The sequence below is a fragment of the Salinadaptatus halalkaliphilus genome (assembly GCF_006543045.1).
In the GTDB taxonomy this organism is placed as follows: domain Archaea; phylum Halobacteriota; class Halobacteria; order Halobacteriales; family Natrialbaceae; genus Salinadaptatus; species Salinadaptatus halalkaliphilus.
In genome coordinates this window covers 20,098-39,363 of the sequence record NZ_RBZW01000044.1, presented here as the reverse complement: position 1 = coordinate 39,363, position 19,266 = coordinate 20,098, and the positions used below count along the sequence as shown (strand labels likewise).

Below are 19,266 nucleotides of genomic sequence, written 5' to 3'. Positions count from 1 at the left end.
CTCGCTATTACCCGGCAAATCGGTGGACGGAGCGAGATTTTATTAGCGGTGACATACAAGTCAGTACGATGGTACCGAACCACACGATTCGCGCCAGTCAGGACCGGTCAGACACGAACCGCCCAGCCACGACGGAGGGATCACGATGACGCGCTCGCAGTTTAGCGTCGACGGCAAGACGGCCATCGTGACGGGCTCCTCCAGCGGCATCGGCAAAGCGATCGTCGAACGGTTCGCCCAGGATGGTGCGAACGTCGTCGTGACATCGCGAGAGCTAGCAAACGTCGAACCGGTCGCCGACGGGATCAACGACAGCGACGCGTCGGGCGAGGCGCTTGCACTCGAGTGTGACGTCACCGATCGGGCCGCCGTCGAGGAACTCGTGAGCACGACCGTCGACGAGTTCGGCGGGCTCGATATACTCATCAACAATGCCGGCGCGAGTTTCCAGGCCCCAGCGGCCGAGATCAGCGAAAACGGCTGGAAGACGATCGTCGATATCAATCTCCACGGGACGTTCAACTGTTCGCAGGTCGCCTACGAAGAGCTGAGCGACTCGGGCGGCGGCCAGATCATCAACGTCGCAAGCGTCGCCGGCCAGCGAGGCTCCAGAAGCATGAGCCACTACGGGGCAGCCAAGGCGGGCGTCATCAACTACACCACGTCGGTCGCCGACGAGTGGTCCGAAGACGACGTTTGGGTCAACTGTATCGCCCCGGGCCTCGTCGCGACGGAGGGCGTTCGAACGCAGATGGGAATCGACGACGACGCCGACGCGATCGATCGCACGAGAGCCAACCGGACGATCGGTCGTCCCGAAGAGGTCGCCGATCTCGCACAGTTCCTCGCCAGTCCGGCGTCATCGTATATCGTCGGTGAGACGATTACGATAAAGGGCGTCCCACAGCTCGGAGAGTAACGACGCTCGTCCACCGGCACAAGACATCGTTTCTCACCTCACGACGGCGCTATTCCGGATGGAGAGTACTGTTGCGTTCGACCGTCAACTCAGGATTTCGTTGTGGCGCTGCTCGAGATCCTGCTGGAGCGGGACGATGTCGGACCAGTCGATCCAGACGAGGTCGTCGGGATGGTCGGTGTACTCGGCGCGGTCGGAAATCTCCTCGGGCGGGTCCTCGAGCGGGATCGGATACTTGTGCTCGAGGGTCAACTCGACGGCGTTCTCTCGCTCGTAGATGAAGTTGATGAGGTCGTAGACCTCCTCTTTCATGTCGCTTGCCTCCACGACGGCGAACGCGGTCGACCAGGTGATACACCCTTCCTCCGGAATAGCGTATTCGACCGGGTGGCCGTCTTCCTGGAGGTTTTCCGCACGCCCACCCCACCCTTCGGAGACGGTCGCCTGTTCCTCCCGGAGCAACCGCATGAACTCGTCGCCGGCAGTCCAGTAGGTGAACACGTTCTGGTGTTGTTCCTCCATCTCTTCGATAGCATCCTCGTAGAGTTCGTCGTCGTTTGCCGCTTCCGTGATATCGTACCCGAGGCTCGCACACGAGTTTCCAAATCGGGAGACGGCACTGTCCTGTAGCGTTACTTCGCCGTCGTAGGCCTCGTCTTTGATATCGTCCCACGACGAAAGATCAGCATGATCGGTATTGTAAATTATTCCCTGTGAAGAGATATAGTAAAAAATTCCGTACGGATTATCCTCGACGAGCGGCGCCGAGTGCCAGGCGTCGTCGACGTTGTCGTAGTTCGGCACCTGGTCGAGATCGATCTCCGCGAACAGCTCCTCGTCGTGCTCGAGTCGGTTGAGTTCGAACGCCCACGAGACCGGATTCGTGAAGTCGAAGTCGTCGGGGTTCGCCGCGATGAGCTCGATCATTTCGGTGTCGTCCGCGACTTCCTGATGGGTGACGTCGATCCCGCTCTCTTCGGACCACTGTTCCATGATCTCGCGCTCTGCGTCCTGTGTAATCCCACCACGGCTGATGTAACTGAGGCTCTCGTCGTCACTTCCAGTACACCCGGCGATACCGATCCCCGTAACGACGGCACCCGTCTGTAAGACGTGTCGGCGCGTCGTTCCGCGTGTGTTAATATCTCGCATGTATTTTCCCCACACATTATTGTGCATTATTAATCCTCTCATTAGTGTCTCTCCGGCGACAGAACGATCGGCTTCGCGTAGTTCTGTTCAACAGTATACCACACCAGTCGAACGTGATCGGAACCCGATCACTGTTCGCCGGGCGAAACACCTTTTTGCGTGCTAATCGATTGTTGTGAAAGGATGCCACATTTGGAACCAGCCCAGGTCATAGAGCAGTTCGCATCGTTCCTCCAGGACGATGTCAGAGCGGAAATCGACGACGAGTTCGTCGAGGGACAGGTGGGATCGATGTCGAGTACGATGCGGTATCTGGCTACCCAACTGCGCCAGCAACGCGCGGTCACACGCCGACAACGAGCCGCGTTGCTCGAGGCGCTCGAGGCCGTCGAACGCGATTGCGAGGAATCGGCCGTCACTGACGCGGCCGCAGACGCGCGGGAACGGATCGAGCACGCGTCCGAGGCCGATGGAGACGACCTAGAACCCGTCCTCGTCTCGACGTGCAACGACGTTCTCGACACGATCAACGCGGAACTCGAGGGCGACGCGGCAAACGAGGCGCGGAAACCGCTGTATGACTTTCTACGAGTACGCGTCGAGGGACAGCTCGAGATGCTCGGACGTGATACAGCATGACCCTCGAGGTCGACGATATCACGGGCGAACTCGAGCCGTATCTCTCGGGGCGACTGGCCGACGGCGACGTAACGGTGACCGATCTCGAACGCCACACGGAGGGGTGGTCCCGACAGACGATGTCGTTTACGACCACCTGGATGGCGGACGGAGACGAGCGGTCGGAACGACTCGTCGCACGCGTCGATCCCGGTCAGGACGAAGAGCGGCCGTTCGATATCCGTAACGACATCCAGACCGAGTTCGAGACCATGCGGTCGGTGTCCGAAGCCGATATCGACGTCCCCGTCCCGGACCCGTACTGGTTCGAGGACGACCAGTCGGTGCTTGGCGGCCCGTTTTTCCTGGTCAGTCACCGGCCGGGAACGGCGCCGGTTACCTGGAACCCTCGCGACCGCAACTCCTTGTACGACTCCTGGGATCGCGACGGCAAGCCCCTGCCAAACCACTTCGTCGACGTCATCGCGAACATCCACGAACTCGACGCCGACGACGTCCCCTGCCTCGAGGCGAGAGATCCCCAGACGTACGTCGACGAGACGCTCGACTTGCAACGACGCAGCTTCGAGGAGATGGCGATCGTCGACGAACCGGCCGTCAACGAGATCATCGACTGGCTCGAGACGAACAAGCCCGAGGTACCCGAAACGACGCTCGTCCACGGCGACCTCCGCATCGGAAACATGCTGCTACACGAGGAGTCGGTCTCGGCCGTGCTCGACTGGGAGATGTCGACGATCGGTGACCCGATGTTCGATGTCGCCTACTCGTCGCTGAAGTACTTCGCCGGGAAGCTCGTCGATCCGATCGAACGACCGAACCTGGTCGGCGCGGTCGCCGACCGGGAGTGGTTCTACGACGAGTACGAGAAGCGGACCGGCCGAACGGTCGATCGCGACCGCCTGCGATACTGGCGGGTCTTCGGTGCCCTCCGGATGATGAACGGCGGTATCGGCGGCGCCTACCGATACCACACAGGAGAAAGTGACGACGTTCGTAGCGCCTGGTTCCAGTACATCGTTCCCGGGCTGATCGAAGATATGCTCGACCTAATCGAAGCCGACCGGACGTAGACTCGAGTCGGTCGCTATTGGTTTGCTGACACGCTCGCCGGTCCGGACGCAACATAACACCTATCTCGAAGGATGTCAATTGCCAACATATGAGTGGGTTGACTGTCGGTCACCTGGCACGGCGAAACGCACGGAAGCATCCGGAGCAAGAAGCGACCGTTCACCGATCCGATGGGCAGCGTGTCGCCGCCTCCACCTACGCCGAATTCGAATCCCGAGTCAACCGCGTCGCGAACGGGCTCAGGAATCTGGGCGTCGACGCCGGCGATACGGTCGCGCTGTATATGAAGAACAACGTCGAAACGCTCGAGTGTTTCGTCGGCGCGATGGTAATCGGTGCGCGGCCGGTCCCGGTGAACCACCGGTTCAAAGGCCAGGAGGTGAGTTACGTCCTCGACGACAGCGGCCCTGAAGTCGCGATAGTCGACGCTTTCGGCGCGGACACGATCAGCGAGATCCACGACGATCCCATCGTCCCCGTCGAGACGTTCCTCTACGTGGGCGAAGACCCTCCGGCGTTCGCTCGATCGTACGAGCGGTTCCTCGAGGGCGTGTCAGACGATGCCGTCGACATCGTTCCGGATCGCCAGGATCAGGCAGCGCTCATGTACACGAGCGGGACAACCGGACGGCCGAAAGGGTGTCGGTTCACCCACGACAACTTGCTGTCGCTCGCGGCCGACGGCGTCTACGAAGGCGACTATCTCGAGCCGGGCAACCGCCACCTGATCGTCACGCCGCTGTTTCACGTCGGCGCGTTCGTCCCCTTCATCACCAACCTCTCGGTTGGCGGCACGACGATCGTCACCGACGGATTCGATCCCGAACGCGTCCTGGGACTGCTCGAAGAGGAGTCGATCAACTCCTCGTACTTCGTCCCGACACAGAGTCGGATGCTCCTGTCGGTCGAGGGGGTCGAAGAGTACGATCTCTCGGCGCTCGAGAGCTACGGCACCGGCGCTGCGCCGTCGGGCGCGGAACTCAAACGTGAAATCATGGACACGTTCGACACCAACCTCGTCGAGAGCTTCGGCCAGACCGAAGCGTTAGCGACTCGACTCCCGCCGGAACAAACCCTCGAAAAGGCAGATAGTGTCGGCCGACCGGCGCTGTCACTCCAGATGAAAGTCGTCGACGAAGACGGCAATCGACTCCCCAGCGGCGAGGTCGGCCGCGCGGCCTACAAGGGACCCACGGTGTTCGACGGCTATCACAACATGCCCGAGAAGACCGACGAGGTGTTCGACGACGGCTGGTTCGTCTCCGACGACCTCATCAAACGAGACGACGAGGGCTTCGTCTACTTCGTCGGTCGCGCCGACGATATGATCGTCTCCGGCGGCGAGAACGTCCACCCGGCCGAAGTCGAAGAAGTGATTCACGAACATCCGGCCGTCAACGAAGTCGCCGTCGTCGGCGTTCCCGACGACACCTGGGGCGAGCGCGTCAAAGCCGTCGTCGTCCCCGAAGACGACGCGGCCGACCTCGAGCCCGACGAAATCGTCTCTCACGTCGACGAACGGATCGCCGGCTACAAGAAGCCTCGATCGGTCGAGTTCCGGTCGGAACTCCCGCGAAACCCGACCGGAAAAGTACTCAAATCCGAACTCGCCTAGGTGCGTTTATTCGGGCAGGATTCCGGTGATGGCGGTGTTTGATCGGGTCTCGAGCGAGCTACCGTATCATACGGATTGCTGTAACGATTTACCGGCGAAACCGCAGACGGGTCGCGGTTTCGGCGGTAACGACTTACAGTAAACCGTATCAGATGAAGTCGAACAGGTGACCAGCGACGCGGCGTTTCTGGATCTCTTCGGAACCTTCGGTGATGCGATACCGGCGGTGGTGGCGATAGATGTGCTCGAAGGGCTTGCGCCGGCTGTAGCCGACGCCACCGTGGACCTGCATCGCACGGTCGGCTGCCCGGCAGACGAGGTCGTTTGCCTTGTAGTTACACATTGCGACGAGCTGGCTGATCGAGGAGTCCGACTCGGTTACCATCTCGCCTTCGTCGTCTAACAGCCGGGCGGTCTTTCGGATCGTATTGCGAAGCATCTCCGCTTCCGTGTGTAGCTCCGCGAGCGGGAACTGGATCGCTTGTCTGGTCGAGAGCGGTTTGCCCCACGTCTCCCGTTCGTTCGCGTAGTCGACGGCCTCGTCGATACAGAACTGCGCGGCGCCGAGACTCGCCGCGGCCTGCCGGATGCGGTTCTCGTGAACGAAGAACTGCGCGATGTGTAGCCCCTGCCCTTCCTCGCCGAGGATCGCCGAATCGGGGACGCGAGCGCCGTCGATCGACACCTCCGCGTGGTCGGTCGGCATGTTGAACGTCCACCAGAAGTAGTCGACCTCGAAACCCTCGGTATCCGTCGGAACCAGAAACGCCGTAATACCGTCGGCGTCGCCGTCCTCGCCGCTCGTCCGGGCGAACACGAGATCGTACTCCGCGGCGTGCATCCCACTGTTCCAGCGCTTGGCGCCGTCGATAACCCACTCGTCGCCGTCTTTCTCGGCCGTCGTATCCATCCACGTCGCGTCGCTGCCGTGGTCGGGTTCGGTAAGCCCGAAGGCGACGCCGGTCTCACCGGTGATGACGTCTTCGATCATCTCCTGTTGCTCGTCGGTGCCGAACCGGAGCAGAAGCTGTGGGAAGACAGTGTTGCCGACGACGGACGCTTCGTTCTGGAGGACGTTGTGCAGCCCGACTCCCTTGTTCGCTAGGTGCTCACGGATCACCGCCATCGCGAAGTTCGATCCCTCGTCACCGCCGACTTCTTCGGGAAGCGCGAACCGGTAGAACCCCGCTTCGTCGGCGCGCTCTCGCATCTCCTGGAGCAGTTCTACCCACTCCTCTTCGGGCTCACCGCCCGAGTCCCAGTCGGTTCGGGCGTGTTCGCGACGTTCGTCGAAGTACTCGATGTGTTCTTCTTCGAGTGGCCTGATCTCGTTCTCGATGAATTCGTCGAGATCGTCTAGGTATGATTGCAACTGTTCGGATGGACTGATATCCATGCTGATGCGGTTTCTCGTACGGTACCAAAAAATTATCCTTGATTCCCAGTATCAGGGTCACCGATCTGACGGAGCGTCCCGCCGATACGAGAGAGATTTTAAGGGTGTATCCGAATGGTACGCATAGAGGCACAACGAATGTCAGAAGAACAGACCGACTACTTCGATCGACTCGTCGATCTTGACGCCCTCGAGGCGTTTCTGGCCGACCACCTCGGTCCGGCCGACGACTTCGGGGTCGATCGTCACCCGGGTGGCCACTCCAACGAGACGCTCTTCGTCACGTGGGACGACAAAGATCTCGTTATCCGCCGTCCGCCGCCCGGCGAAACGGCCGATACCGCACACGATGTCATCCGCGAATACACCGTCATCGACGCGCTTCAGGATACCGAGGTTCCCGTCCCGACGACGGTCGTCGCGACCGAGGACCACGACATCATCGGCTCGGATTTCTACGTCATGGAGAAACTGGACGGGATCGTCATCCGCGAGGGCGAACCCGACCAGATCGAGACGCCGGCAGACCGCACGCAGTTAGGAGCCGAGATGGTCGACACCCTCGGCGCGATTCACAACGTGGACTACGAGGCCGTCGGCCTCGAGGAGTTCGGCCGCCCGGACGGATTCACACAGCGCCAGGTCGACAGGTGGGAACAGCAGTACGAGTGGGCGTTTGAGGTGACGACCGACGCGCGCGAGATTCCCGAAGTCCACGAGCTAACCGAGTGGCTGCAGGCGAACGTGCCCGAGGAGTATCCACACACGCTCGTCCACGGCGATTACAAACTCGATAACGTGATGTTCGGCCCGGCCGGGGGACGCGACGGGTCCCCGAACGAGCGAGCGGGCGACGCCCGCGAGCAGCCGCCGGAGATCGTCGCCGTCCTCGACTGGGAGATGTCGACGATCGGCGATCCGTTCACCGATCTCGGCTGGCTGCTGTCGTACTGGCCCGACGAAGACGATGCCACGACCAAGGTCGGCACCGCTGGCGACGCCGAGTACCTGCTCCAAGACGGCTATCACACCCGGTCCGAACTCGTCGAACGCTACGAGGACGCGACGGGCTATACCTTCGCGAACGATCGCTTTTACCGCGCGCTCGCCTACTACAAGCTGGGTGGTATCGGCGAGATGTTCTTCCGTCGCCACCTCGAGGGCAACGCCGACGACGACCGGTACCCGCTCATGGAAGAGCGGGTGCCGGAACTGGCTCGACAGGCGCTGCGGATCATCGCGGGCGAGGACTGATACGGATTGCTGTACCGATGTCCCGGCGCACCCACCGCACGGGTCGCGGGTGCACCGGAACTGACGGACGGGAAACCGTCTGCTGAAGACGGCAACTCGATCTCGAACTACTCGCGTGGATCGTCAGTCGCGTAGTTCGCGAACGATCGTTTGTTTCTGCATCTCGTCCGATCCTTCCGTGAGTCGTTTCCCTCGGCTGGTTCGGTAGCGCTTCTCGATCGGCTCTCGGCGCGAATAGCCGGTTGCGCCGTGGACCTGCATCGCGACGTCGGCCGCCCGATTCTCGAGTTTTGCCGCGGCGAGTTTTGCCATCGCCGTCTCCTTGCGGGCGTCCTGGTCTTGCTCGACTTTCCAGGCCGCATACCGGTAGAGCTGTCGGGTTCGTTCGATGTCCATCGCGACCTCGGCGAGCGGGAACGAGATACCCTGGCGCTCGACGAGCGGGTTGCCGAACGTCTCGCGCTCTTCGGCGTAGTCGACGGCCTTCTCGAGGAGGAACTCGGCCGATCCGACACAGCCGGCCGCGACGCCTAACCGCGCGTTGCCGATCCACTCCATCGCCTGGAAGAAGCCCTTCCCTTCGGCCCCGAGAAGGGCGTCGTCGCCGACGCGACAGTTCTCGAGTTCGAGTTCCGCCGGCGCAACCCAGGCGTGGCCCATCGGCCGGTGGATGTCGCCGACGGACAGTCCCGGCGTGTCCGTATCGACGAGGAAACACGAGATACCGTCGATCTGGCCCGGCTCGCCGCTCGTTCGGGCAAAGACCATCGCAAAGTCGGCGTACGGTGCGTTGCTGATCCAGGACTTTCGGCCGTCGATCACCCACTCGTCACCCTCTTTTTCGGCCGTCGTCTCCAGGAAGTGTGGATCGCTGCCGGCGTCGGGTTCGGTCAGGGCGAAACACGTCGTCTTTTCGCCGGCCATGAGCGGCTCGAGATACCGATCGCGCTGCTGGTCGTCGCAATTGAGGAGAATCGGCGTCGGACCGCCGCCGGCACCCCTGACCGCATACGTGTGCAATCCCGGTGGCTGGTTCGCCAGATACTCGGCCACAATCGCGTCAGTGAGCGTTCCGATTCCCCGTCCGCCGACCGATTCCGGCATGTTCATGCCCCAGAAGTCGGCCTCCGCAGCGCGCTTACGGATCGTCGCTTTCAACTCGAGATATTCCGGCACCTGCCTGAACTCGTCGTCGAAGATGTGGCGTTCGGCGTCCGGACCGAGAAACCGCTCGTGTTCCGCCTCGAGCGGCTGTATTTCGGTTTCGATGAACGCCGATAGTTCCGATTTGAGCTGTGTGGCTTCGGCTGGTTCGCTGAAATCCATACGAACTGTCCATTGAACTACTACTTAAATCATGGTATCGGATGACAGTGTACGGCCGCTGGGCCACTGACAGCTCGGCGTCGACCGAAAGCCGTACGCTCGAGTCGCAAACTCGGAGCTGTGGCGGCGTTAGCCGGCCATCACTTCGTTGACGCGTTCCGTGATCATATCTAGGTTCGGGATCATCTCGTCCCAGTCGATCCAGAGGAGGTCGTCGGGGCTCTCGACGTATTCGAACAGCGAAGTGAGGTCCTCGGATGGGTCCTGCATGGCCATCGGGTAGTTGTGAGTGGTACTCAGCTCGACGGCATTTTCGGGCTCGTAGAGCCAGTTCAAGAGGTCGTAGACGTGGTCTTTGTTCTCGCTCTCTTCGGTTATGACGAAGTAGTTCGTATGCGCGACTGCGCCCTCATCGGGGATGACGTACTGGGCGTCCATCCCTTCCTGGTTCATCACCTGCACGCGACCGCCCCATGCCGAGCAGGCGTAGGCCTGATCCTCTCGCATCCACTGCATGAACTGGTCGCCGGCGTCCCAGTAATTGAACACGTACTCGTGTTGTTCTTCCATTTCCTCGAAGACGTCGTCGAGTATATCCTCGTCGTTGAGCGCCTCGGCAACTCCGACCTCGGCTGCCGCGCACGCGTTCCCGAATCGAGTTGGTGCCGACGAGAACAGCGCGACGTTGCCATCGAGTTCGTCAGTTTTCAGGTCGTCCCAGGACGTAATTTCGTCGACGTATTCACGGTTGTAGCCGATTCCCTGGGAGGACATGTAATAAAATATCGCGTCGTCCTGTCCTTCGATGGGTGGCGCGTTCTTCCACTGGTCCTGGACGTGTTCCTCGTAATTCGGAATCTCGCCCGTGTCGATATCCGTAAACAGTTCCCCCTCGAATTCGATCCGCGAGAGTGCCAATCCGAACTGGGCCGGATTCGTAAAGTCGAATTCGCCGGGATTCTCCGAGATGAGGTTCATCATCTCGGTGTCGTCGGCCACCTCCTGGTGGGTGACCTCGACACCGCTTTCTTCGCTCCACTGTTCGAACAGCTCCCGTTCTGCGTCCTGAGTCGTCCCCCCACGACTGATGAAGCTGAGCGTCTCATCGTCACTCCCCATACAGCCGGCGACGGCCACACCGGTCGCGACAGCACCTGTCTGTAGCACCCGGCGTCGAGTTATTCGTCCGCCTCGAGAACCCTGACTCTTGTTACTCCGTGGCATCGTACTACGTTCTCTGGAGAACCTTATTAAATGATTTGCATAATTATCCATTCTGTCGGCGTGGGAATTACCAGTGGTGGTCGACGGTACGATCGGAGAACGAGTCGCGGTTGCACCGGCTGTCGGTACGACGGACCGACTCGTCCGTCGACTGCCGTGTCGCCGGCAGAGCAGTTCTTAGCGGTACTATTATTTTCCTGCCTGCCAATAGTGCACTCGAACGTGACAGACCTCAAAATCGATACGGCAGTGAAAGGATTGTCGACGGAATCGGCGGAACTCGCGGCTCAGGCCGAGGAATTCGGCTTCGACGGCGTCTTCACACCGGAGACGGACGAAGACCCGTTCCTCCCCCTTCCGCTCGTCGCCGAGCGGACGGATGACATCGAAATCGGAACTCGGATCGCGACATCGTTTACCCGATCGCCGATGGTGCTTGCCTACCAGGCGTGGGACTTACAGCGGTTTTCCGACGGGCGCATGATCCTCGGGCTTGGCACCCAGGTCAAGGGGCACAACGAACGACGCTTCTCGGTCGACTTCGAGTGGGAGAGTCCGGGCTCGCGCCTTCGCGAGGAAGTCCTCGCGCTCAACCATATCTTCGACGTCTTCCAAGGCAACGAGGACGAACTCGACTTCGACGGCGAGTTCTTCCAGTTCTCGCTCATGACCGAGGAGTTCAACCCCGGTCCCCTCGAGAGCGGTCCGCCGGACATCTGGGTCGCCGGCGTCAGCGAATACATGCTCAAGATGGCCGGCGACGTCGCCGACGGCCTCTGTATGCACGCGTTCAACACGCCAAAATACACCGAGGAGGTCATCGGGCCGATGGTCGAGGAAGGGGCCGAAATCGGCGACCGCGATCCCGACGAGGTAACTCTCTCAGCCAGCCCGTTCCTCATTACGGGCGAAACCGAGGAACAACGCGCCGAGATGCGCCAGGAAGCGAAACAGCGCATTGCCTTCTACGGCTCGACCAGAACCTATCACGACGTCCTCGAGCTCCACGGCTGGAAGGACGTCGGGATGGAACTGCACGAACTCTCGAAGGAGGGCAAGTGGGGTGAGATGACCGAACTGGTTACCGACGACATGCTCGAGGCGTTCGCGATCGAAGCCCCACCCGAGGAACTCGCGGACGAAATCGACGAGAAGTACGGCGGTATCGCCGACCGCATCCAGCTCTCGTTCGACGGCAACGACTACTGGGCCGACGTCCTCGACGACCTCAAGAACGACTGATCGCCGGCGAGCAGTTTTCGATAGAGCCCTGGGTATCGTTCCTCCTTAGGTAGATTTACAAATCCGTGTATAGATGACGTGGTATGGAGTACCACGACTCCGAGACGGCACAGGAAGTAGCGACACGGGTCGAATCGTTCATGGACGAGGAAGTAATCCCTCGAGAACGCGAGGCGCTTCGGACCGGCGAGAAAATCACCGAAGACGAGATCGAGGAGTTCTGGGAGATGGCCAAAGAGCGCGACCTCTTCGCCCCGCAGATGCCCGAGAAGTACGGCGGGCAGGGGCTCGACTTCCAGGACATGTTGCCATCGTTCGAGCAGGTCGGGCGGTCGCTGATCGGCGCGCTCTCGATCCGTGCGAACGCGCCCCACGAAGGGAACATGCACACCCTCGAGATGGTCGGCACGGAAGCACAGAAAGAGGAGTGGCTGCGGCCGCTCGTCCAGGGCGAGATTTCGTCGGCGTTCTCGATGACCGAACCGCTCCAGGGTGGGGGCTCCGACCCGAAGATGCTCCAGACGACCGCCCAGAAAGACGGCGACGAGTGGGTGATCAACGGCCACAAGTGGTGGACCTCCGACGGTCAGGACGCGGATTTCCTGCTGGTGATGGCTCGCACCGACCTCGAGGCCCATCCCTACGAAGGGACGTCGATCATCCTCGTGCCGACCGACACGGACGGCGTCAACATCGTCCGTAACGTCGGCCACCTCGGCGGCCACGGTATCACCGAACGGACCGGCGGCCACGCCGAGGTGAAATACGAGAACGTCCGCGTTCCCGTCGAGAACACGGTCGGCGAGGAGGGCGGCGGGTTCAGAGTCGCACAGATGCGACTGGGTGGCGGCCGACTCACCCACTGCATGCGCTACTCCGGGATGGCCCAGCGCTCGCTTGAGATCGCGAAAGCGTACGTTAGTGAACGCGAAGGCTTCGGCTCGACGCTGTCCGAAAAACAGGCACTCAGACACCGCATCGCCGATGCCGAAACGCGGTTGCACGCCGCGCGGACGATGTCCCGTCACGCCGCCCGCGAACTCGATCGCAGCGACGCCCGCATCGAGGTCGCGATGGCCAAGAACTTCACCGCGAACGTCACCAACGAGATCATCGACCTCGCGATCCAGTGTTGCGGTGGGAACGGCATCGGGAAGGACCTGCCGTTGGCACACTTCTACGAGAACGTCCGTCCGTTCCGCATCGTCGACGGGCCGGACGAGGTCCACCGCCGATCGATCGCCCGCTGGGCGTTCGAGGACCTCGAAGAGGACGAACTCGAGAACGTCCTTCGGTTCGACGAGGAACGACGCATCGACGCCCTCGACGAGTAAGCGAGGACGACGATCGGCTGCGGGCGGTCGTTCGCTCGGAGCCAAACACATAAACCATCGGCCACCGATCATCAATTCGTAATTATGAAAGAATTTGATAACTTCGCGGTAGAACAGACCGAGGACGGGATCGCGTATCTCTCGATCGAGAGCGAGTCGGCGATGAACTCGCTGAACGACGGAATGACCGAGGAACTGCTGTGGCTCGGGACGGAACTCAACGAGGACGACGATGTCCGCTGTATCGTGTTGCGTGGCTCCGACGGTGTGTTCTGTGCCGGCGGTAACATCACTTCCTTCGAGGAGGACTCGAGTGCAGCGGCGCGGCTCCGACGGGGTGCGTCGTTCCTCAACGATGTCGTCCACCAGTTGAAACGTGGCGAGACCCCGGTCGTTACGGGAATCGACGGCCCGGCCGTCGGCGCCGGATTCGCCCTCGCCCTGCTTGGCGACATCACGCTCATGCACGAGGACGCCTACCTCCAGTTTGGCTACCCCGGCGTCGGCCTGACCGGCGACGGCTCAGCGACGTACTACCTCCCGCATCTCGTCGGTCTCCAAGAGGCCAAACGCATCGCGTTGCTCAACGAAAAGATCCCGCCCGCCGAGGCCGAGGAGATCGGCCTCGTCACCGAAGTCGCAGACGCAAATTCGTTCGACGATCGCCTCGAGGAGCTTGCAACCTCCCTCGCCTCGGGTCCGACCAAGGCGCTTGGCTCGATTTCACGCCAGCTCGAGGAAGCCTCCGCACGTCAGCTATCCGAACACCTCGCCCACGAAACCGAGCGGATCTCGAAGGCGTCCCAGACGGAGGACTACGTCGAAGGTGTCCAAGCGTTCAAGGAGAAACGAGATCCCGATTTCGTCGGTTACTGATCGGTTACAACCACCTACACCGAATATTTCTTCCCGGTTACGATGTCGGAGCTATTGCCGACTGTGAGTCGAGACTACTCGGTTTTGATTTCGTCCCAGTTTTGCTCGATTTCGCTCAGATGCTCGAAGACGAGCTGGAAGTCCATCCACAGCAACTCGTCGGGCGACTCGACGTACTCGAGGAGAGTCGTGAGCTCCTCGGGCGGGTCCTCGAGCGGCGTCGGGTAGTTGTAGTTGAGCGAGTGTTGGACCGCGTGCTCGGGCTCATAGTACCAGTTTAGGAAATCGTAGACCGCGTCTTTGTTCTCGCTTTCCTCGGTGACGACCATGAAACTCGAGAACGACGGCGCACCTTCCTCGGGGATCGTATAGTCGACGGGGTACCCATCTTCCTGGAGTTGCTCGATACGGCCGCCCCAGGCGGTACTCAGGGCGGACTGTTCCTCCTGGAGCAGCCGCATGAATTCGTCGCCGCTGGTCCAGTACGTCGGGACGTTCGCGTGTTGTTCGCGCAACTGATCGTAGACGTCGTTACGAAGCTCTTCGTCCGCAAGCGCCTCGTTGACGTCCAACCCGGCGTGTGCGGCACCGACGCCGAATCGAGCGTAGGAGATATCCGAAAAGACGACTTGCTCGTCGTACTCGGACTCGAGCGTAACGTCCCACGAGGTCGGCTCTTCGTCGACCATTTCGGTATTGTACGCGAGTCCATGCGTCGAGATGTGGTACGCGAGGCCATCGTCGTGACCGTCGATCGGTTGAGCCGATTGCCACTCGTCTTGGACGTGCTCGCGATAATTCGGGATCTCGCCATAATCGATATCCGCCAGGAGTTCACCGTCGTGTTCCCCGCGGGCCAACCCGAGGCCTGACGCAGAAAAGTTGGTGAAATCGATGGCGCCGGGATTCTCCGCGATCAACTGAATCATCTCCTGATCGCTTGGCGCCTCCTGGTGTTCGACGGTAATACCGCTCTCTTCGGTCCATTCGTCCATAATTTCTCGTTCGGCTTCCTGGGTCGATCCGCCTCGAGAGAGGAACGTAATCGCGTCGTCGTCGCCGCCGAGACAGCCTGCTACTGAGAGTCCAGCGATGGCAGCGCCCGTTTGCAGTACTCGCCGTCGTGAGTTGCAAGGTAGTGAGTCGCCACTAGTCATGACCTGCTATACCATGGGATGGGTCGGTTAAAATGTTTTTCACCGATTTGTGTCCGAACAGAGACGGTGCAGTAATCGAACTGCGCGGTTCGGCTGCGTTCTCGATACTGTGACGGTCAGTAGAAGCGTCTGTAAGACGGTGCTTTCCGTGGATATGGCCGCATTTGTAAACTCTGGACGGAGCAACAATTTGGTGCTGCAGATATGACAGATAATAAATATAATATACCGTACAAAATGATTAATATGCGGCAGAAGATTCACGAAAACGTATGAAGCCTGTCAACCAAGGCCAGCACATGTCACGTCGCCACGTTTTACAGACTGGGGCGACCGTCACAGGCATCGCTGTAGCCGGCTGTCTGGGTGGGGGTGGCGACGGATCGATTGGTTACATCAGTCGCGGGGGGACGACACAGGATACAGAACGAGAGGTGATGGAACAGTGGTCGGAAGAAAGTGGCGTCGAGATCGAACACCAGGAGGTGGCCGACGACACCGAGATGATCACGTTGATTGCGGAGAACCCGGACGAATTCGATCTCACAAACCCGGCTCCGTGGGGGTTTACACTTCACGAGTTAGAGCACGACGGAGAACTGTTTGCTCCGATCGATTTCGATCAGATACCGAACTACGACGATATTGCGGATCCCTGGCAGAATGCTCCGTTTATCGAGGGCCGTGATTACGGCGCGTTCTACTACATTTCGACGCAGGGAATCGGGTACAACACGGACGAGATCGACGAGATTACGTCGTGGGACGATATCAAAGACGATGACCTTGACGGGCAACTGGCGTTATTCGACAGTGCCCCTGCTCGCTTCGGTAATTCGTGTGCAAATCTCGGTCTTGATCCGGGAGAAGCAGCGCAAGACGACGATCTCCTCGATGACGTCATCGACGAGATGGAAGAGCAGCATCAGAACGCGTTCGGATACTGGGGTGCCGGTGACCAGCTCATGCAGTGGATGCGAGAGGAGCAAGCGTACGCTGCGTGTGCCTGGGGTGGCCGAATCGAAAACCTTCGAGAGGACGGATATCCGATGGAGTACGTTATCCCCGACGAAGGGTGTGTGACGTGGTCGACAGCGTTCACGATCGTCGAGGGCACGGATATGAGAGAGGAGGTTCACGATCTGTTGAACTTCCTCTATGAAGAGGAGAACGCGATTCAACTAAGTACCGGCCATCAGTACCCAATACCGTTCGAAGATCCGCCCGAAGAGATGACTGAACGAGCCGATTACACCGAACATCCCGACGACCTCACCTGGATCGATTGGGATGCGATACTCCCGGTTCAGGACGACCTCGAACTGGCTCACGACGAAATCAAAGCTTCATAAAAATCATGTTGGAAGTCAAAAATCTTACAAAATACTACGGCGATTTGCTCGCCGTCGACGACGTATCGTTTCGCATCGAAGAGGGGAAATTTGCAACGCTGCTGGGGCCGAGTGGCTGTGGAAAAAGTACGACGCTGCACGCGATTGCAGGTCTCATCGATGCCTCCTCGGGATCGGTCCATCTTCGTGGTAAAGACGTCTCCGATGTGCCGCCGTACGAACGCAATATCGGGCTGGTCTTCCAACACTCCGCGCTGTTTCCGCACATGACCGTCGAAGAAAACCTCAGATACGGACTGAAGATGCAGGGCTTCGACGGCGATCACGAGGCACAGATCGAGAAGTATCTCGAGATGGTGCAGATGTTGGACCACGCCGATCACAAACCCGACGAACTCAGTGGCGGCCAACAGCGTCGTATTTCGTTCGCACGGGCGTTGGTCTACGAACCGGATATCCTCCTGTTGGACGAACCACTGACCGGGCTCGATCGCGTGCTTCGCGAGGACATGCGAAACGAGATCAGAGCCATCCAACAGGAGGTCGACGTAACGACGTTACACGTGACCCACGATCAGTCCGAAGCGTTGTCGATGTCCGACGATGTTATCGTCATGAGTGAAGGGAAAAAGGAACAAGCTGGTGCGCCGGCGGAGCTCTACGACGAGCCAGCGACCGAATTCGTCGCCGAGTTCCTCGGCCAGTCGACGAAGTTCCAGGGACAGTTAGCCGAGACGAGCTCGCCGGTCGTCCAAACGGAGTCGACGGAGATTCACGTCGGCGACGATACCGACTCGAGCCAGGTCGACCCCGACGACGTGTCCGTGTACGTCCGTCCCGAAGAGATAGACGTCCACCAGGCTGCACGGACGAACGGCAACATCAACGTGTTCACCGGGTCGATTTCTCACATAGAGTATCTCGGTCACCGAGCGGAGCTCGAAGTCGATCTGGACGACGGAACGACGGTCACCGCATTTAGCCGGACCTCCCAGGAGCTAGCCGTCGGTGACGATGTCACGGTCCAGTTCGATCCGGACGAGGTGATCGTGTTATGAAGTTCGGGATTGGGAACGTCAGGCTCCCGAACGTCAAGCCACCGTCGATGCTTCGGGACCGGTCGATGCCGAAGCTGTTGGTAATGATCGGACTCGGCTGGTTGTCGCTGTTCTTCATTATTCCGGTCATCGTATTGCTCTTCGAGAGTTTCAACTTCGGTGACGGTGCGTTGCTCGATAACTACAGACAGGCACTGAGTGGAACGTACGTGCGGACGCTCGGTCGAACGCTGGCCTACGCCTTCGTAACCACGGTCGTGTGTCTGATCCTCGGCTACTGGATTTCCTACTACATCGCGTTCAAGGCCGAGCACAAGACGTTGATGCTCGCGTTCGTCCTCTTGCCGCTCTGGATCGCGATCATTATCCGGTACTTCGGGGTCTCGCTGTTCTTCCTTCCGACCGGCCCAGTCCAACAGCTGTTCGGAACCGATTTCGGAATCCTCTTTTCGACAACTGGGACCATTATCGGGCTCACGAGCGCGTTGTTGCCGTTCGCGACGCTCCCGATCTACAACGCGTTGCAGTCGATCGACGAGGAGTACATCCACGCCTCACAGGTCCTCGGCGCGACGCCGTTGAAGACGCTTCGAACGGTGATTTTCCCGCTGAGTCTGTCCGGCATCATCGCCGGGGCGTTGTTCGTGTATATCCTCGCTGCCGGATCCTTCCTCGCACCGGCGATTCTCGGCGGTCCCGGTGACTTCATGATGGCGAATATCATCGAACAATCGTTCTCCTACAGCATTCCGCTGGCAGCAGCGCTGTCGGTCGTGTTCACCGTCGCCTTGCTGATACTCATCGGCATCTTCAATCACTACGCGAACATCTCGGAGGTGCTCAGTGACCTATGAGCCGACTTTCCGGTCGGTTGGCTTTCTTTCCCGCCATACTGCTTGTCTACGCGATACTGCTGATCCCCATCGTCATCGTTATCGCGACCTCGTTTACCGTTCAGTCGGCGCCGACGCTACCGACCGACGGCGTCTCGCTCGAGTGGTACGCGGAGCTGTTCCAGAATCAGCGTCTCCTTGACGCGATGGTCGTGAGTACGATCGTCGCCTCGGCGACGGCCGTCGTCGCCGGCATCATCGGCACGATCACCGCCTTCGGCTTCGTCCGTAGCGAGTTCAAGATGAAAGAGACGCTCGCGACGATCATGCTGTTGCCCCTGATGATCTCGCCGGTGATCACCGGCGTCGCGTTCCTTCGGTTCGGTGGCTACCTGCAGATCCCCCGTGGCTACCCGCAGATTATCCTGGCACACTCGATTCTGGCGCTGCCGTTCGTCTTTCTCATCGTCCGCTCGAGGCTGTTGACCTTCGACGAACGGCTCGAGGACGCGTCGATGATCATGGGCGCGAATCGGTTGGAGACGACGTTCAACGTGACGATTCCGGTCATCGCCCCGGCGATGATCGCGGGGATGCTGATCGCGTTCGTCATCTCCTTTGGCGAGTTCACGGCGACGCAGTTCCTCGTCACGCCGAGTACGACGACGGTGCCGATCATCATCTTCAACCAGATTCAAACCGGCCTCAGTCCGGAGATTAGCGCGCTCGCGACGACGCTCGTGGTAATCATGGTCATCGTGAGTATCCTCGGCGACTGGATCGGCAGCTGACGCACCTAGTATCGGGCATCTTTT

At 60.0% G+C, this 19,266-nt stretch carries 17 protein-coding genes; 12 read left to right on the top strand and 5 right to left on the bottom strand.

The genetic code is table 11. The features are described from left to right. The first annotated feature begins 145 nt into the window (after positions 1-145). Positions 146-919: an SDR family NAD(P)-dependent oxidoreductase gene (locus D8Y22_RS14960; RefSeq protein WP_141465505.1), complete on the top strand. Its 774-nt coding sequence runs from the start codon at positions 146-148 to the stop codon at positions 917-919. A gap of 84 nt (positions 920-1,003) precedes the next feature. Here D8Y22_RS14960 and D8Y22_RS14955 read toward each other — a convergent pair whose 3' ends face one another. Continuing rightward, complete coding sequence (locus tag D8Y22_RS14955; RefSeq protein ID WP_141465504.1) at positions 1,004-2,071, bottom strand: ABC transporter substrate-binding protein; 1,068 nt, start codon at positions 2,069-2,071, stop codon at positions 1,004-1,006. Between the two features lie 183 nt (positions 2,072-2,254). Here D8Y22_RS14955 and D8Y22_RS14950 point away from each other — a divergent pair, with 183 nt between their 5' ends. The 3 genes from D8Y22_RS14950 to D8Y22_RS14940 all read left to right on the top strand — a co-directional run bounded on the left by D8Y22_RS14950 (position 2,255) and on the right by D8Y22_RS14940 (position 5,399). Further along, the gene (locus D8Y22_RS14950) at positions 2,255-2,710 is read left to right on the top strand and encodes a hypothetical protein (RefSeq protein WP_141465503.1); all 456 of its coding nucleotides are present in this window, start codon (positions 2,255-2,257) and stop codon (positions 2,708-2,710) included. Next, positions 2,707-3,783 (top strand): phosphotransferase family protein, encoded by a 1,077-nt coding sequence (locus D8Y22_RS14945; RefSeq protein ID WP_141465502.1) that lies wholly within the window; start codon positions 2,707-2,709, stop codon positions 3,781-3,783. Before D8Y22_RS14950 ends, D8Y22_RS14945 begins: the two co-directional genes overlap by 4 nt. An 89-nt stretch (positions 3,784-3,872) precedes the next feature. Next, on the top strand, positions 3,873-5,399 hold the full coding sequence (locus tag D8Y22_RS14940) for a class I adenylate-forming enzyme family protein (protein ID WP_141465501.1): 1,527 nt from the start codon (positions 3,873-3,875) through the stop codon (positions 5,397-5,399). A 148-nt stretch (positions 5,400-5,547) separates the two neighbouring features. Here D8Y22_RS14940 and D8Y22_RS14935 read toward each other — a convergent pair whose 3' ends face one another. After that, positions 5,548-6,795, bottom strand: coding sequence for an acyl-CoA dehydrogenase family protein (locus D8Y22_RS14935; RefSeq protein WP_141465500.1), 1,248 nt, complete (start codon positions 6,793-6,795; stop codon positions 5,548-5,550). Between the two features lie 138 nt (positions 6,796-6,933). Here D8Y22_RS14935 and D8Y22_RS14930 point away from each other — a divergent pair, with 138 nt between their 5' ends. Beyond that, entirely contained in the window at positions 6,934-8,049 is a 1,116-nt protein-coding gene (locus D8Y22_RS14930; protein WP_141465499.1) for a phosphotransferase family protein, read from the top strand. Positions 8,050-8,172: 123 nt separating this feature from the next. Here the strand turns inward: D8Y22_RS14930 and D8Y22_RS14925 are convergent, their stop codons facing one another. Beyond that, positions 8,173-9,375, bottom strand: a complete 1,203-nt coding sequence (locus D8Y22_RS14925; protein WP_141465498.1) for an acyl-CoA dehydrogenase family protein — start codon at positions 9,373-9,375, stop codon at positions 8,173-8,175. Between the two features lie 129 nt (positions 9,376-9,504). Next, on the bottom strand, positions 9,505-10,494 hold the full coding sequence (locus D8Y22_RS14920; RefSeq protein WP_246084459.1) for an ABC transporter substrate-binding protein: 990 nt from the start codon (positions 10,492-10,494) through the stop codon (positions 9,505-9,507). Between the two features lie 327 nt (positions 10,495-10,821). Here D8Y22_RS14920 and D8Y22_RS14915 point away from each other — a divergent pair, with 327 nt between their 5' ends. From D8Y22_RS14915 to D8Y22_RS14905, 3 genes are all read left to right on the top strand, one after another. Then, positions 10,822-11,841 carry a TIGR03617 family F420-dependent LLM class oxidoreductase gene (locus D8Y22_RS14915; protein ID WP_141465496.1) on the top strand — a complete coding sequence of 340 codons (1,020 nt, stop codon included), beginning with the start codon at positions 10,822-10,824 and terminating at the stop codon, positions 11,839-11,841. Between the two features lie 83 nt (positions 11,842-11,924). Further along, positions 11,925-13,175: an acyl-CoA dehydrogenase family protein gene (locus D8Y22_RS14910; RefSeq protein WP_141465495.1), complete on the top strand. Its 1,251-nt coding sequence runs from the start codon at positions 11,925-11,927 to the stop codon at positions 13,173-13,175. Positions 13,176-13,259: 84 nt separating this feature from the next. Beyond that, positions 13,260-14,051 (top strand): enoyl-CoA hydratase/isomerase family protein, encoded by a 792-nt coding sequence (locus tag D8Y22_RS14905; protein ID WP_141465494.1) that lies wholly within the window; start codon positions 13,260-13,262, stop codon positions 14,049-14,051. 74 nt (positions 14,052-14,125) lie between these two features. Here the strand turns inward: D8Y22_RS14905 and D8Y22_RS14900 are convergent, their stop codons facing one another. Continuing rightward, positions 14,126-15,208, bottom strand: coding sequence for an ABC transporter substrate-binding protein (locus D8Y22_RS14900; protein ID WP_141465493.1), 1,083 nt, complete (start codon positions 15,206-15,208; stop codon positions 14,126-14,128). A gap of 272 nt (positions 15,209-15,480) precedes the next feature. Here D8Y22_RS14900 and D8Y22_RS14895 point away from each other — a divergent pair, with 272 nt between their 5' ends. From D8Y22_RS14895 to D8Y22_RS14880, 4 genes are read left to right on the top strand one after another with little or no spacing between them, the layout of a single operon-like run. After that, a complete protein-coding gene (locus tag D8Y22_RS14895; protein ID WP_246084458.1) occupies positions 15,481-16,560 on the top strand; it encodes an ABC transporter substrate-binding protein in 1,080 nt (359 codons plus the stop codon). Between the two features lie 5 nt (positions 16,561-16,565). After that, positions 16,566-17,618: an ABC transporter ATP-binding protein gene (locus D8Y22_RS14890; protein ID WP_141465492.1), complete on the top strand. Its 1,053-nt coding sequence runs from the start codon at positions 16,566-16,568 to the stop codon at positions 17,616-17,618. Beyond that, complete coding sequence (locus D8Y22_RS14885) at positions 17,615-18,472, top strand: ABC transporter permease (protein ID WP_141465491.1); 858 nt, start codon at positions 17,615-17,617, stop codon at positions 18,470-18,472. Before D8Y22_RS14890 ends, D8Y22_RS14885 begins: the two co-directional genes overlap by 4 nt. Further along, on the top strand, positions 18,469-19,242 hold the full coding sequence (locus tag D8Y22_RS14880; protein ID WP_141465490.1) for an ABC transporter permease: 774 nt from the start codon (positions 18,469-18,471) through the stop codon (positions 19,240-19,242). Before D8Y22_RS14885 ends, D8Y22_RS14880 begins: the two co-directional genes overlap by 4 nt. The last annotated feature ends 24 nt before the right edge of the window (positions 19,243-19,266 follow it).